This is a genomic window from Corynebacterium lactis RW2-5 (genome assembly GCF_001274895.1).
Classification (GTDB): Bacteria; Actinomycetota; Actinomycetes; order Mycobacteriales; family Mycobacteriaceae; genus Corynebacterium; species Corynebacterium lactis.
The window spans coordinates 985,940-1,000,481 of record NZ_CP006841.1 but is presented as its reverse complement, the minus strand read 5'-3'; the positions used below and the strand labels follow the sequence as shown (position 1 = coordinate 1,000,481).

Annotated in this window: 12 protein-coding genes; 4 read left to right on the top strand and 8 right to left on the bottom strand. The window is 58.5% G+C overall.

All coding sequences use genetic code 11. The annotated features are described in order from the left end of the window. The first annotated feature begins 61 nt into the window (after positions 1-61). Together CLAC_RS04325 and CLAC_RS04320 are read left to right on the top strand one after the other, a co-directional pair. Positions 62-697 carry an HNH endonuclease family protein gene (locus CLAC_RS04325; RefSeq protein WP_053411851.1) on the top strand — a complete coding sequence of 212 codons (636 nt, stop codon included), beginning with the start codon at positions 62-64 and terminating at the stop codon, positions 695-697. A gap of 116 nt (positions 698-813) precedes the next feature. Continuing rightward, entirely contained in the window at positions 814-1,314 is a 501-nt protein-coding gene (locus CLAC_RS04320) for a hypothetical protein (RefSeq protein WP_053411850.1), read from the top strand. A gap of 209 nt (positions 1,315-1,523) precedes the next feature. On the opposite strand, the gene CLAC_RS04315 is transcribed toward CLAC_RS04320, so the two are convergent. Both CLAC_RS04315 and CLAC_RS04310 read right to left on the bottom strand, forming a co-directional pair. Continuing rightward, positions 1,524-3,689: a DEAD/DEAH box helicase gene (locus CLAC_RS04315; RefSeq protein WP_156324773.1), complete on the bottom strand. Its 2,166-nt coding sequence runs from the start codon at positions 3,687-3,689 to the stop codon at positions 1,524-1,526. Between the two features lie 383 nt (positions 3,690-4,072). Beyond that, the gene (locus tag CLAC_RS04310) at positions 4,073-5,527 is read right to left on the bottom strand and encodes a cation:dicarboxylate symporter family transporter (protein ID WP_053411849.1); all 1,455 of its coding nucleotides are present in this window, start codon (positions 5,525-5,527) and stop codon (positions 4,073-4,075) included. Positions 5,528-5,922: 395 nt separating this feature from the next. Here CLAC_RS04310 and CLAC_RS04305 point away from each other — a divergent pair, with 395 nt between their 5' ends. Further along, positions 5,923-6,921, top strand: coding sequence for a bile acid:sodium symporter family protein (locus CLAC_RS04305; RefSeq protein ID WP_082313106.1), 999 nt, complete (start codon positions 5,923-5,925; stop codon positions 6,919-6,921). Here the strand turns inward: CLAC_RS04305 and CLAC_RS04300 are convergent. From CLAC_RS04300 to CLAC_RS04280, 5 genes are all read right to left on the bottom strand, one after another. Beyond that, entirely contained in the window at positions 6,882-8,219 is a 1,338-nt protein-coding gene (locus CLAC_RS04300) for an MFS transporter (protein ID WP_211255393.1), read from the bottom strand. The genes CLAC_RS04305 and CLAC_RS04300 overlap by 40 nt on opposite strands. 118 nt (positions 8,220-8,337) lie before the next feature. Next, positions 8,338-9,339, bottom strand: a complete 1,002-nt coding sequence (locus tag CLAC_RS04295; RefSeq protein WP_053411848.1) for a DNA cytosine methyltransferase — start codon at positions 9,337-9,339, stop codon at positions 8,338-8,340. 160 nt (positions 9,340-9,499) lie between these two features. Continuing rightward, the gene (locus CLAC_RS04290) at positions 9,500-10,426 is read right to left on the bottom strand and encodes a NaeI family type II restriction endonuclease (protein ID WP_169750325.1); all 927 of its coding nucleotides are present in this window, start codon (positions 10,424-10,426) and stop codon (positions 9,500-9,502) included. Positions 10,427-10,533: 107 nt separating this feature from the next. After that, on the bottom strand, positions 10,534-11,661 hold the full coding sequence (locus CLAC_RS04285) for a trypsin-like serine protease (protein ID WP_053413262.1): 1,128 nt from the start codon (positions 11,659-11,661) through the stop codon (positions 10,534-10,536). A 142-nt stretch (positions 11,662-11,803) separates the two neighbouring features. Next, the gene (locus CLAC_RS04280) at positions 11,804-12,640 is read right to left on the bottom strand and encodes a trypsin-like serine protease (RefSeq protein ID WP_053411846.1); all 837 of its coding nucleotides are present in this window, start codon (positions 12,638-12,640) and stop codon (positions 11,804-11,806) included. 448 nt (positions 12,641-13,088) lie between these two features. On the opposite strand from CLAC_RS04280, the gene CLAC_RS04275 reads away from it, so the two are divergent. Further along, on the top strand, positions 13,089-13,637 hold the full coding sequence (locus CLAC_RS04275) for a hypothetical protein (protein ID WP_053411845.1): 549 nt from the start codon (positions 13,089-13,091) through the stop codon (positions 13,635-13,637). A 51-nt stretch (positions 13,638-13,688) separates the two neighbouring features. Here CLAC_RS04275 and CLAC_RS04270 read toward each other — a convergent pair whose 3' ends face one another. Next, positions 13,689-14,483 carry a hypothetical protein gene (locus CLAC_RS04270; protein ID WP_053411844.1) on the bottom strand — a complete coding sequence of 265 codons (795 nt, stop codon included), beginning with the start codon at positions 14,481-14,483 and terminating at the stop codon, positions 13,689-13,691. Positions 14,484-14,542 lie beyond the last annotated feature (59 nt).

Sequence of the window (14,542 nt, the reverse complement as noted above, 5' to 3'; positions counted from 1 at the left end):
CGCATTTTTGACGCGCATACTTCTATGGAACCGAAAACGCTGTTTTCGCGCCTATAGAGGTATGCGCGTTTTTCTGTCTGTGCGTGGCCTAGCCGTCGTCGCCGTCACTTCCTTCCTCGTCGCATTCCTCGCCGTGCGCCTTTTAGGCGCGATGCCTGCCCCTGCATCGAGTGCGGCCGATGCCGAGGCCGTCGGCAAGCAGCTGACGCAGGTGCGAGTTGTAGAGTCTCGCCCCACGGTGACCGGCTACAAGCGCGATCGATTCGATGTGTGGTCGGGCCCCGCCGATTGCAATACCCGCCACCGAGTGCTGGTGATGTGGTTCGGGGGTGCGAGCTGTTCGCTTGCCGACGACACCCCAATCGCCGACCCTTATACGGGCGACGGCGTCGGCAGTCACGAGGTGGACATAGACCATGTCTATCCCCTGGCAGCGGCGTGGGACTTCGGGGCGTACGCATGGGAGGCGAAGCGGCGCAGAGAGTTCGGCAACGATATCGAGGCGAACCTGGTGCCCACGCTCAGCTCGGTCAATAGGGACAAGGGGGACGCAACTCCCGGGGAATGGATGCCCTCGACGGCGCTGCGGTGCAGTTATGCGAATCGGTATCTGCGCGTCACGCTGAAATGGGGCTTGGCGGTGTCGAAGGACGATTGGAATGCGCTAGCCGATGCGTGCGGAATAGAGAAAAAATGACTTTCCCGTTAAGTTAGTTCCAAGCCCTCACCCTGAGATACGTCTTAACAAGGACTCGGGCGAATTTTTATGCCCTTGCAACGTATCGGGGCTCACCGATTCTAGAAAGGTATGACGTGCAAAACGTTATCACTATGGTCCATGTCCTAGCCGCGATTCTGCTGCTCGGACCGGTGACCGTCGCCATTTCCATGTTCCCGAAGCTCGCGCTCGCAGCCCGCGGCGGCGAGGCAGGAACGATCGGGGCCGCCCGAACCATGCACGCGATTTCCCGCACCTACGGCATGTGGTCCCTGCTGGTACCGCTGCTGGGCTTCGGCGTGATGTTCATGGACATTTCGACCTACGTCAAGGCCGGCGCGCTGCACGCCGCCATCCTCCTGGCGATTGTCGCGTGGGCACTTCTGTTCTTCATGATTATCCCGCGCCAGCGCATCATGATGGCGGGTCTCGGCGTCGCTGATGAGGACGAGGACGCGGATGATCCGGACTTCGCCGAGCGCGCCGCTAAAGCCGCAAACCTCGACTGGGACAAGCAGAAGAAGCAGCTGGCGATGTTCTCCGGAATCTTCTCCGCTCTTTGGTTCATCGCCGCAGTCTTGATGTTCTTCGTCTAAGACTCGCGCTGATTTGTGCCCGATGGCGGCAGTAGTCGCCTAAAAAGGGCGCCTAAAACGCAAATTAGAGCTGCGTTTCGGCGAGGCTCCACGAGATCTACCGTGGTGAAACCTTGCAGAAACGCAGCTCTATTTTTCTATGTGGGGCAAACGAAGCGCCGACCCCAGCACCAGGTCACCCCAGCGCCAGGGCCTGGCGTAACTTATGCTTAGCGACGCCCGCGTCCACCACGGAAACCGTCGCGGTCTCCGCGGTAACCGCCACGTCCTCGGCCTCCGCGTCCGCCACGATCATCGCGATCGCGGTCACCGCGGAATCCACCGCGTCCGCCACGATCTCCGCGTCCGCCACGACGATCGCCTCGGAAGCCGCCGCGTCCGCCACGACGGTCATCACGGCCGCCGCGGTAGTCGTCGCCGTCGTCAACGGAGGTGCCGTCGTCGACTTGCAGGCCAATCAGCTGGCCCGAGATACGGGTGTCGGCGAGATTGTCCATGACCTGCTGAGGCAAGTTCGACGGCAGCTCCACCAGGGTGTGGTCGCCGCGGATGTCGATGTGGCCGAAGTCCTTGGAGGACAGGCCACCTTCGTTGGCGATGGCACCGACGATGGCGCCCGGGCGCACGTGCTGACGACGGCCCACGTTAATGCGGTAGGTGGTCATGCCCTCACGGTCGAACTCGACCTGCTCGGCGCGCTTACCCTGACCGCGCTCGCCCCGGGAGCGGCCATCGCGCCCGCCACGGCCGCGGTCCCGCTCGAAGCGGTCGCGGTCGCGGTCGTTGCCACGGCGATTGTCGCGGCGGCTACGCGGCGGCTCCTTCATCAAAAACTCGCCGGACTGGGCCTGGGCGGCAATCGCTGCGGCGATGTCTACCAGTGGGGTGTCGTGCTCCTCGGCGTATTCCTCGATGAGCTCGCGGAATACCTCAACCTGCGGATCGGCAAGAGCCTCGGTTAGGTCATCGGAGAACTTCTGCTTGCGCGAGTCGTTGACCTCGTCGACGGTCGGCAGCTTCATCTCGTGCAGCTGGGACTTGGTGGCGCGCTCGATAGAACGCAGCAGGCGCCCCTCGCGCGGGGTGACAAACAGCAGCGCCTCGCCGGAGCGGCCGGCACGTCCGGTGCGGCCGATGCGGTGAACGTAGGACTCGGTGTCGTGAGGAATGTCGTAGTTGACCACATGGGAGATGCGGTCAACATCCAGGCCACGGGCAGCGACGTCGGTGGCCACCAAGATGTCGAGGCGACCGTCCTTCAGCTGGTCAATGGTGCGCTCGCGCAGGGTCTGCGGGATATCGCCGTTGATTGCGGCAGCGGAGAATCCGCGGGCGCGCAGCTTCTCGGCGAGTTCCTCGGTCTCGTGCTTGGTACGCACGAACATGATCATCGCCTCGAACTCCTCGACCTCGAGGATGCGGGTCAGAGCGTCAAGCTTGTTGCGGTGGCTGACCATCAGGAAGCGCTGGCGGATATTGTCCGCGGTGCGAGTCTGCGACTTGACGGTAATCTCTTCCGGATCAGTCAGGTACTGCTTGGAAAGACGGCGAATCGCTGCCGGCATGGTCGCCGAGAACAGCGCAACCTGCTTCTCCTCCGGGGTGTCTGCGAGGATTCGCTCAACGTCCTCCTGGAAGCCCATCTGCAGCATCTCGTCTGCCTCGTCGAGAACCAGGAAACGCAGGCCGGAGATGTCCAGCGAGCCCTTCTCCAGGTGATCGATGACGCGACCCGGGGTACCAACGATGATCTGTGCACCACGGCGCAGTCCCGAAAGCTGGACGCCGTATGCCTGCCCGCCGTAAATCGGCAGGACATGAATCTTGCCCAGGTGGTCGGCGAAGGACTGGAAGGAGTCCGCCACCTGCAGTGCCAGCTCGCGCGTCGGGGCAAGCACGAGGGCCTGCGGCGCACGCACACTGCGGTCGATTCGAGCCAGGATCGGAAGAGCAAACGCCGCGGTCTTACCGGTACCGGTCTGCGCCAGGCCAACGACGTCACGGCCGCTCATCAGGGTCGGAATCGTCGCTGCCTGAATCGGGGAAGGCTTTTCAAAGCCAACCTTGCGCACTGCTCGGACAATCTCGTCCGGCAGGTCCAGCTGGTCGAAGCGGACAGTGTCGTCGTCTTCGTCCTTGTCTGCATTTCCTGCAGCCTTTTCCTCTGCCTTCGCTGCAAGCTTCTCGTCGGCAATCTCTACGGCCTCTACCGGAGCCTCCGCGCCCTGGGCTTCTTCCTGGGCCACGTTGTAGTCCTCGCGGATCTCGTCGCCGTTTACATTCATTTCATTATCAGCCATTTGGGGCTCTTCCTGGGCCTTGTTGCCCACACACTCATTGTTCACAGTTGTTGTCTCACCATTTGGGTCGCACATCTTGACCCGCCCAATACGCATTTCTCTTCCAGTGCCCGCAGGTCGGCACCCTCATGTTTTCGCCCGATTGCGCTCGCCTTTTCAATCTAGAAAAGCCACGCCGAAACCCCATCTCTTCTTTCATCTGGGGATGTGGTCGCGGTTTGCGCGCATCTAAGGTGTTCCACCAGGGAATTTTCCACCGTTGCTAGTTCCCGTGCGACTTTGTCGCCGGCATTTCACACCGCTTGCTAACGCTACGCTTGTAGCCTTCAAAAAACCATTCGAGCGACCTATCTCACACTCGCCTCCGCTCGCTCCCTTTACCGCCGAAGCCCATGGAAAAGCGCCGAGGTGCGCGTCCGCTTTACGACGGCTCCTCGGCGCTTGATTCGCACCGTCTTCTAGTGACGGTAGTGATCCAAGTCGACCTGCGGCGTCGGCTGCAGGGTCGCCGTGGCGGGATTGGTGACATCAGGACGCGCCATGTTCACATGGCTGTCGTCCTCGGTATCGCGGTATGGCAGCTTTCCGTCGAGAACCTGGTGTACTCGATCGCGGTCGATGGAGCTGGTCCAACGTCCGACGAGCAGGGTGGCAACTGCGTTACCGCAGAAGTTCGTTAGTGCGCGCGCCTCGGACATGAATCGGTCGATACCGACGATGACGCCAACGCCGTCGAGAAGCTCTGGGCGGTGCGAGTGCAGGCCGGCGGCGAGAGTCGCGATGCCGGCTCCGGTGACGCCGGCGGCACCCTTGGAGGCGATAATCATGAAGATCAACAGGCCGATTTGCTCGCTGATACTCATCGGCTTGTTCATGGCATCGGCGATGAAGATGGAGGCCATGGTCAGGTAGATGGCGGTGCCGTCGAGGTTAAAGGAGTAGCCGGTGGGCACGACGATGCCGACGGTGGATTTATCGACGCCTGCGTGCTCCATCTTTCTCATGAGGTTCGGCAGGGCCGACTCGGAGGAAGAGGTAGCCACGATTAGCAGAAGCTCGCGACCGAGATAGCGCAGTAGCTTGAAGATGTTGAAGCCAGCGCCGATCTTTAGGATGAGGCCGAGGACTACGAAGATGAAGAGGGTGCAGGTGATGTAGAAGGCAACCATCAGGATGGCGAGTTCCTTCACCGCCGCCCAACCGGTGGAACCAACGACCGCAGCCATCGCACCGAACGCACCGATTGGGGCGAGCCACAGCACCATGGCGAGCATCTTGAACACGACCTTCTGCAGGTGTGCGACACCCCGCAGTACCGGCTCGCCGGCCTTGCCGAGCCCCTGAATCGCGAAGCCGGCAAGCAGCGCGATGAACAGCGTCTGCAGCACAGAGCCGGATGTCAGCGCGGAGAATACCGTCTCGGGGATGATTGACTGGATGAAGCCTACAATGCCCTTGGCTTCCGCGGCGTTCTTAACAAACTCGCTGGCCGCACCCTTGTGCGCCTCGATATTGAGGCCATTGCCCGGCTCGATGATGTTGCCGACGACCAGGCCGACACCGAGGGCCAGCGTCGACATCGTGATGAAGTAGGCCAGTGCGAGGCTGCCGGCTTTACCCACGGAGGCGGCCGCGCGGACCGAGCCAATACCGAGCACGATGGTGCAGAAGATTACCGCCGGAATCATCATCTTGATCAAATTGACGAACATGGTGCCCAGCGGCTTGAGCTTCACAGCTACGCCCGGGGCCAAGAGGCCGAGCGCTACGCCGGCGACGACTGCGATAATCACCGCAATGTAGAGCCAGTGGGTGCGGTCTTTGCGGGGTTTCTTTGGCTCGGCAATCTGAGGTGATGATGCCGGGAGCACGGGGCCGCCCTCGCGGCCGGTGGTCTGATAGTTCTCAGCCATGGTGTCCTCTCTTTGAGAGCCCTGATTAGCGAATATTTTGTTAAACGATTCAGCAGCCTGCCAAGCAAAGTCGCGACAAAAAACTACTAGCCGTCGCTGATACGTGGCCGTACACGCGTGATGTACAGGTCAGAAATTACGCCAGTTAAGAAATTCTTAGTACTTGACGTGTCACTCCCCCGAAGATCGAACGAAAAACGCCAGTTCACCCCCAACTACCAACCACCTGTTCAGGGGTATCCTTCTTGAGATTCCAACACCATAGGCGCTTAACTTTTCCGCACAACAATTTCTATTCTCATTATTTCCCCACATAAGCCCTGAGCCGTTCACACCCAGAATCGCTCGGGAACTTTCGCGCACTTTATCTCACGTTTTTCGAAAGATTTCTCCCTATGTCCAGCTCCGCTCCCGTCGACGCCGACGCCCAGCAACTGCCCGATGACACCCCGCTCCACGACGGAGAGCAGTCGAAGGCCGCCGCAACTTTCGAGGTCCTGGCCTTTCCCGCCTTCATCCTCGCCGGCTCCGCGCTGGCCTTTTACTTTCCGTCGCCGTTCCTGCCACTGACGGGATACATCACTTACTTCCTGATGATCATCATGTTCGGCATGGGCCTGACCCTAACCATCCCGGATTTCAAGCAGGTGGCGAAGCGCCCGCTGGCAATCTTCTTCGGCGTCATCGCGCAGTTCGTCATCATGCCGCTGCTGGCAATCGCCGTCGCTAAGGTCCTCGGTCTCAACCCGGCGCTCGCTGTCGGCCTACTGATGCTCGGCTCTGTCCCCGGCGGCACCTCCTCCAATGTCATCGCCTACCTCTCTCGCGGTGACGTGGCCCTCTCAGTCGCCATGACCAGCATCTCAACGCTGGTCTCCCCGATCATGACGCCCTTCCTCATGCTCATGCTTGCCGACGCCCACACCGAGGTCGACGGTTGGGGCATGGCGTGGTCGCTATGCCAGACGGTTCTCCTACCGGTTATCGGCGGCCTTTTCATTCGCTTCGTGGCCGACTCGTTTATCAACAAGATCTTGCCGATTTTGCCGTGGGTGTCGATCTTAGGTATCGGTGGAGTCGTCTTCGGCGCCGTTGCTAAGAATGCGGAATCGCTGGCCAAAATTGGCCTGATTGTCTTTGTTGCCGTGATTGTTCACAATGTCCTCGGCTACGCGCTGGGTTACCTGGCGGGTCAGTTCGTCGGCATGCCAACTTCCGCCAAGCGCACGGTCGCCGTCGAGGTGGGCACGCAGTCGGCGGGCCTGTCTTCCGGCATGGCTGCGAAGTTCTTCACCCCGGAGGCGGCACTTCCGGGTGCTGTGGCAGCGGTGGTTCACAACATCACAGGTGCTATCTATGTGGCTATTTGCCGCCGCCTGGACGAGAAGGAGTAGCCGCTACCGTTGCAGCGCCCTCTGCCGTGCCCCCCCCCTTCCGCCGCGGTGGCTGGCAGGGTCTCGCGGCCGAAAATCCACCCGACCATCGCTGCCAGCGAGATTGTGCCGCAGACTAGGAATCCCGCAGTGAAGCCCGCAGCGTCCACGATGGCGCCGACGATAAGCGGGCCCGAAATCGCTCCGAGGTCCTGCGCCATTTGGAAGTTGGCCAGCACTTTTCCGCCTTGACGGTCGGAACCGATAACGTCGGCAAGTACTGCCTGCTGGGAGGGGTTGATCATGCCCGCGCCGAAGCCGGCAGCGGCGGAGAGGGCGAGCAGTGCGACCGCGCCGGAGGTCAGCCCGATTGCGCCGGTGAAGATGCCGTTAATGGCAAGCCCCGTGATGAGGAGCGGTTTGCGACCGATGCGGTCGGAAAGCCGGCCCGAAAATTGCAGCGCGGAAACGTTTCCCAGCGCGAAGGCCGTCAGCGCGAGCCCTGCGGTGGCTGTCGCAGTTACCGCACCCGAGCCGCTGGCGTGCGTGAAGGTAGCGGCGGCGAACAGCGGAACAATTGCAACGCGCACGCCGAAGTTGGACCAACCGTTGGCGAAGGCACCTAACAGCGCGCTGCGATAGGCGGAGTCATGGACGGCCTCGGCGAATTTCAGCACAGGCGTGGTCCGCTTCGGCACGACGTGGCGCAAGTGCTCCTCACTCAGCATCACCGCGACGATTACGGTGGCCACAATCAGCGCGCCACCATAGATGAAGAACGGCGCTCGCAGCCCCCAGGCTCCCATCACAGCGCCAATCATCGGGCCGAACACGTTGCCCAGTAGGAATGCCGAGCCATATGCCGCGGAGCTCTTCCCTCGAATCGCGGGCGGCGAGATTCGGACGATCAGCCCCATCGCCGAGACCGTGAACATTGTCGAGCCGATTCCGCCGAGCGCCCGAAAAGCAAGCAGCTGCCAGTAGTTTTGCGCGATGCCAACCAGCAACGTAGAGACCGCCACGATAGCGATACCGGTCAGATACGTCCGCCGGTAGCCGAGCTTGTCCACCAGCCCTCCGGATGCCGGGGCGAAGAGCAGCCGAAAAATCGAGAAGGAACTGACCACAAAGCTAGCTGCGAACACACCGACGTCGAAGCTTCGGGCAAACTGCGGCAAAATCGGCGCAATCAGCCCGAACCCCAGGGCGATAATGAACGCCGCCGAAACCAGAATCCAGATCTCCCGCGGGATCGGCTGCTTTCGAGCCGCCGCCGTCGCGCTGTCTGCTCCCGCTACACCTACGCTCGCCCCGGTTATCGCCTGCGCCTCGCATTTCGCTTTCCGACGGAGGCCTCGGCCCAGACGATGCGATAACAAGGTAGACGTCCTTTCTGGCTGGCGGGGCGACCCGCCCCGGAACTAAGCGCGCAAGTTACTAGACGGCAATCATGTCCTGGTACGCCAACGACACCGTCTGCTTGTTAAGGGCATCCGAAATAGCAGTTCCTAGTGCACGTGCTACCGGCGGAGGGAACGCATTCCCGACCTGTCGCCAAGCGGCAGTCTTTTTACCTGAGAAACGCCACTCTGGCGGAAACCCCTGGATCAAAGCACCCATCGCTACCGTCAAGCGTGGCGGTTGGTCCACCGGATCGTCTTCCGATGGTGGAAATTCCGCAATGGACGATCCCTTAACTCCCAGCTTGGCCCATGCTTCTCGTGCGCGGGAAGGACCGACGTCAGGGCCACCGTGCTTCTTAGACCCTCCAACAAGCGTCGGAGCAATCTTATCGGCATTCTTCGCCCACTCATCAGCTCCGCGCCAACCCCGAGAGCCCATTTCTTTCTTCAACGTGTCGCCGACCGTCGGCGCTTCTCCTACCGGTTCCGGCCAATGAAAATACGGTACGAATTCTTCCTTTAAGGCCACCAGCACGAAGCGCGGACGAAGCTGGGGCACCCCGTGTTCAGAAGCGTAGATTAGGCGCCAGTGCGACTCATATCCCAGTCGATTTAGCTCGTTTATCACTGAAGCGCGGTAAGTCTTGAACCTTGGCTGAGACAGCCCCTTAACGTTCTCCAGTAGTACTGCTTTCGGTGACGCCCCAGCCACTATTTCCAGCGCTTTCGGGAAAAGATCCCGCTCATCATCAGCACCAAGCTGTTTGCCTGCAATCGAGAAAGGGGGACACGGCACTCCGCCTGCAAACAAATCGATTCCCTCAAAATCAGCGCCGACGAGATTGCGCACGTCATCTTCACGCACATTCCACCTCGCGGCACTGGGAATCAAATCGTTATCACGATTTAGTCGCAGCGTATTGCAAGCATCCGGATCATTTTCGACAGTACAAACATGGTGAAAACCCGCCTGTTCAAGTCCGAGCGCCTGTCCGCCCGCCCCAGCACAGATCTCCAAAGACGTAAGATGCGCCATCTTTGTCTCCTTCCCCAAACAAAGCTACCTGGTGCCTTAAGGCGGAAAATTAGCCCAGTATCCGGATTAAACACAACCATCATTCGAACATTAATTCGAACTGATTGCTTATTTCTCAAGCGATTCTACTTATTTTCAGTTGGCGCTTCGAATCGCTGCATCATTTCACGTTCGGAGCTTCAACAATTGGGTCGTCGGGCTCCGCTACTTTCCACCAGGCTCCCTCGATCGAAGCCTGAGAACCCCTGGAAGCTTTTCCATCAGAGGGCGCAAGCCTCAGCGCAAGCAATTCATCCGGACGCAGCTTCTGCCTCGAAAGCTTGAACGCGAGCTCCGAATGATATTTGCCGGTAAGTATAACGATCCCTTCAGGCCTCAACGCTGTACGTGCACCGCCGTTTCCGCGGACCCTTTTCATGTAGTCCTTCTGTTGAGCCACCGTAGCTATATCCTCGCGATTTACTACGAGCCCCAGCGACTGCCTAAAGAACTCATTGACCCTTTTCTGCCCTGAACCCAGTGAGAAAATCTCATCCCGGGCATCCTCCGACAAATGAAGCAACCGGTTAACCGGTAGTGGAGCATCATTAAAAATCCACTCAATCTCAGACCGAGCCTTCTTGGTAAAAGTACGCTTTCGATCGCGATTAGTCCCCTGAGTCAAGCGGTTCTCGGAGGCCCTCTCTACACATACACTGAAACAAGAATCTTCATCCGACGAATGCAATCCGATGATAATTTCACCTACCGCCTCAACCGGAATCATCCAGGATGCCTTATTCATCGAGAATTTACAGTCCACGTCATTTCCCCCAATTCGATAGTCCAGATGCTTCTGAACTCCATCGGCGATGATGTCCGAGAACTCATGCCGAATCGCTATCTCAATCAACGTCCCGAAATGCGTTTTCTCAGTCTTATAGAGCTGATCCCAGCGGTACCGACCTGTCTTTTGACCGTTATAGAGAAGGTAATAAGTCTGCCGGAAAACTCGCGCAAACCTCTCTCCTGTTGGATCCGCATCTCGCACCAGCTTACGAACGAGCTCCAATTCAACATCGGATTGTCCGCAGTCATTTTGTTTCATATGTAAGAACATATCGCAAAAGCCCCTCCCCGCTGCTGCAGCGAGAAGGGGCGATGGAGAAAGCGTCGGCAAGCGGCGCGAAGCGAGTAGGCAGCTAGCCGAGCGGACTAGAACAGGTTGGGGATTCCGGCCTGCCCGATGACGGAGTCGAGCCCCGGCAGGGACGGCGACGACGGAGCTTCAGCACCCGCTCCCGGCAGCTGCGGCGATGGCAGATCCGGGATGAGATTACCTACCTCATCAGGAATCTCGACGCCTTCTGGGAGAACGTCGGCGATTGGCCCCAGCTTGGAGCCTTCCTTCGGCTTGTGCTGCTCGGAGAACTTCGAGTCCTCATCAATAGTGCGGAACTCAGACTGCGGAGCGTTGGACTGGGCAACCTTGAAGCGCTCGTTGACCTGGCCGTCCGGAATTCCGTAGGCCTCCTCCAGGGCTACATCGGCAGGCTGGAAGCGGCTAATTGGGCCAAGACCCATCGAGTTGATACCAATGGCCTCGCGAGTCTCCGGGTTGTAGGCGTTTCCGCCGGAATCGCCATGATCAATCGGAGCGATTGCCCACACACCGTTGCGGACACGGAACATCTGGAAGCCACAGCTACGTCCAGAACGGGAGCCATCCGTACATACAGGCTGGCCCGCGTTGTCGAAGGAAATCTCCATCGGAGCCAGGGTACGGTTGTCCTGAATCCCTACAATCTGAACCGGCTCGCCGTGAACCTCACCGAATTCGTCGACGGAATGAGAGATAGAGGTGGTCTCTACATTGTCGTTGACCTCAATGAAACCGTAATCACCCGAGTTGAACAGGGTATTGAAGAATTCCCCGGCTGACTTTGTGTTCTGAATGTCTTCCTCCGAGGGCATCACATCGGTGGCCAGACCGTCCTGCCCTACCAAGACATCTCCATGCTTCGTGGGAATGAAGTACTTGCCACTAAGCTTTTCCTTGGTCTTCTCGTCCTCAGCCTTCAGGCAGTGCCCAGCAGTCATAATCACACGATGCGACTTCCCCTCCGCATCAACAACTGTTCCAGGTACGGCGAGGGAGCACATTGGGTTTCCGACATGTCGCCCCTCAACCTCCGGGTTGCTTGGGAACGGCATGCGTAGCGGAGACCCCGGTCCAATTACCGGCTTCTCTACATTCGGAGCGGCAATGGCCGCGGGCGCGAATCCCCCCACCGAGGTAGCCACCGCTGCAGCGATGACTACAGACTTCTTTGTAATTCTCATATCCTTTACCACTTCCATTCCTCGTTAGGGTTTCAGCGTGCGGGTTTCGCCATCCTGAAACGCAGATTAGACGGATGAAATCCATTGTAAGGAATACGCTCAGGTATCACCTGAATGCTTAATCCTTACAGTGATACCTATATCAGACTCCTGAAATGCCAGCAGGCATCTGAAAATCCGCAATATCGGGCAGGCCTGGCAAATCCAAGCTTCCCAAGTCCGGAGAAAGGCCTGGAATCTGCTCTTCTAATGGTTTGGGATGACGAGCTTGGTAGTCCGCATTTGCAGCGCTGTCCTCTGAAATAGTCCGATATTCCGTATTGCGTTGCGCGGAACTATCAGATACCTGGAAATTTTCCGCTACTTGCCCATCAGGCACACCATAGGCTTCTTCGATTGCCACATCAGCAGGCTGAACACGTGAAATCGGACCAATCACCATCGAGTTCACGCCAATGACCTCATCTGTCTCGGGATTGTAGGCATTTCCGCCCGAGTCACCGTGATCCATCCCCAGCCCGACTGACCAGACCCCATTACGAGCACGGAACACCTGATGCCCGCAAGACCGACTAGTGCGAGAACCGTCAATACAAATTGGCTTGCCCAAGTTATCAACCGAAACCTCACCCGGCTCCAGTGTGCGATTATCCTGGATTCCAGTCATAACCACTGGCTCCCCACGACTTTCACCGTTTTCATCTTCTGAGTAAGAAGCCGCGGTCGTTGCAACTTCGGGGTCAAGAACAATAAATCCGTAGTCGGCCCCATTAAAAGCCCGCAACAGAGTAGACGGATTGTTGTCATCTACCGGAACCTCAAAGCGATGCGCACCAGCCTTACCGATATGCTGGTCACCCTGCTTAGTCGGAACGTAGACCTCGCCATTGACGATGGGCAGCCCCGGAACATTCTGCGAATTCACGCAGTGTCCGGCCGTCAGCATGACGCGATGCTTTTCCCCAAAGTGATCAGTCACCGTCCCCGGAACTCCTGACGAGCACATAGGAACACCGACATAACGGTTATTTTCCTGCGGACTATCCGCCATGGGAGACCTAATCGGGTCCCCCGGCCCAACCACTGGAGCAGCGGCCGCGGGCGATGCAAACACTGCCACCGCAGTCAGCACCGCTGCGACCATCGCACAGCGTCGAGAGTGCTTCATGAGATAACTCTTTCACATTCTTATCTTTTTGATACTGGAACGCCTGCCACCCTAATAAAGAATTCTTTGCTTTGAAATAGGCTATTTTCGAATCCCCAGGCGAGGGCAGAACCTGTTACCAAAACGTGGCTCAATGCGAACAAAGTGCCAGGAAGAACCCCTTTTGGATACCCCCCCCTTTGCACCCCCCACGCCCAAATTCGAACATTTGTTCAAACCTTCGGCGTGTGAGGTCCGCACTGTTCGATAACTTGCAGCCATGTCCAAAGGCACTGTGAAAGACCTACACTTCCCCCTACCCGCACTGACCGAACGCTACCGCGCCGCCTGCTCCGAGGATCTCGCGCTAGTCTCCACATTTCTCCGCCACCCCTGCGCAGGCCGCCATAGTAACCACGGCGCGCTCGACCACACCTTTTCGCTTCCCGACGGGCACAGGGTCACCGTCCGCACATCGCGAATAAAAATCCCCCGGTCACTCATCGACCGGCTCTCGCGGGACTATGCGGAGTACCTGCTACTCAAGGAAGAACCCATGTTCATTTTCTCCGTATCGGTCAGAGTGAAAACCGCTACGGAGATCGTCGACCTGAGTGGTGGAAAGGGTAACCGGACGGAGCTGGCTAATCGGCGCTGTGCCCGAAGCGTGGTCGAGGCCATGCATCGCAGGATGGATGCCCAAAGGATTCATGAAGATGGCACCGTGCCATCGGTACCTGGCTACCGTTTTAGCTGGGTCGGCACGCGTGACGGGCGCCCTTTACCTTCACCAGAAGCACTGTTTTCGCCGCGCCCCTATGCTGCATAAGTGCGCGACGGGACGGCATCAGTGCTGCCGCGAAACCAGATCTACGAGGTCCTAGTCCTCTGCTTCTTCGCCCTCTTCATCTTCATCATCCTCGTCATGATCATGAGCGAAGGCGTCTAGGTGATCAGAGTAGAAGTACTCGGCGTAACCGTCATCTACAGGCGCCAGCTGGTCTTCCCAGTCTTCTGCTCGGTCGACCACGAGCGCCAAAACGTCGAGCAACTTGTCGAAATCCTCGAAGGAGCCCAGCGTGAGCACCTCATTGCGCAAATCCTGAACATCGGCATAAAGGTCAGCAAACATACGCCGGCGGTCATCGTCGGTCAGAACCGTTTCGGTATCGGAATCCCAGAACTCCGCGATTGCCTGATCCACGATGTCATCCAGATTCGCATCTTGGGAGATGAAGCGAACATGAGCGCTAGGAATGTTGTTGTGAGCAGTCACCAGGACCTGCACCGAAGAAGAATCGCCAACTTCGGCAGTCAGCAGCGTCGCTTCCTCCGGGTCCTGCTCGAAGGCCAAATCTGCCAGGCGATCGTCATCACCGTCCAGCAGAGTGCGTAACAATCCAACAACCTGATCCGTCGCAACGTGATGTGCCACAGCGGCTACCGCGTCTTCAACAGAAAAAACGGCGGAGACGAGCACAGCCTCGAACTCATCGTCTTCATCATCTACGTCTGCGGCGGCGACATATACTTCAGCGGCCGGGATGCTTTCATCGATGGTGACAAACTGAACTTCCAGGTCAGAAGTAATCGGCACAAACAGTGTGTCATCGTTCACACGGCTTTCGATGCCGTCACGATCCAACGCGGCAGCAATTTGCTCGAAAAAGCTCATGAGTGGGTTCCTCCCTTGAAAGTTTGTCGGCCTCTACCCGCAGACAATCGTAGTCAGAT

Coding starts and splice junctions, on each gene's coding strand:
- CLAC_RS04325 (WP_053411851.1), top strand. CDS start 62: ATGCGCGTTTTTCTGTCTGTGCGTGGCCTAGCCGTCGTCGCCGTCACT.
- CLAC_RS04315 (WP_156324773.1), bottom strand. CDS start 3,689: ATGTGCGACCCAAATGGTGAGACAACAACTGTGAACAATGAGTGTGTG.
- CLAC_RS04310 (WP_053411849.1), bottom strand. CDS start 5,527: ATGGCTGAGAACTATCAGACCACCGGCCGCGAGGGCGGCCCCGTGCTC.
- CLAC_RS04305 (WP_082313106.1), top strand. CDS start 5,923: ATGTCCAGCTCCGCTCCCGTCGACGCCGACGCCCAGCAACTGCCCGAT.
- CLAC_RS04295 (WP_053411848.1), bottom strand. CDS start 9,339: ATGGCGCATCTTACGTCTTTGGAGATCTGTGCTGGGGCGGGCGGACAG.
- CLAC_RS04290 (WP_169750325.1), bottom strand. CDS start 10,426: ATGAAACAAAATGACTGCGGACAATCCGATGTTGAATTGGAGCTCGTT.
- CLAC_RS04285 (WP_053413262.1), bottom strand. CDS start 11,661: ATGAGAATTACAAAGAAGTCTGTAGTCATCGCTGCAGCGGTGGCTACC.
- CLAC_RS04275 (WP_053411845.1), top strand. CDS start 13,089: ATGTCCAAAGGCACTGTGAAAGACCTACACTTCCCCCTACCCGCACTG.
- CLAC_RS04270 (WP_053411844.1), bottom strand. CDS start 14,483: ATGAGCTTTTTCGAGCAAATTGCTGCCGCGTTGGATCGTGACGGCATC.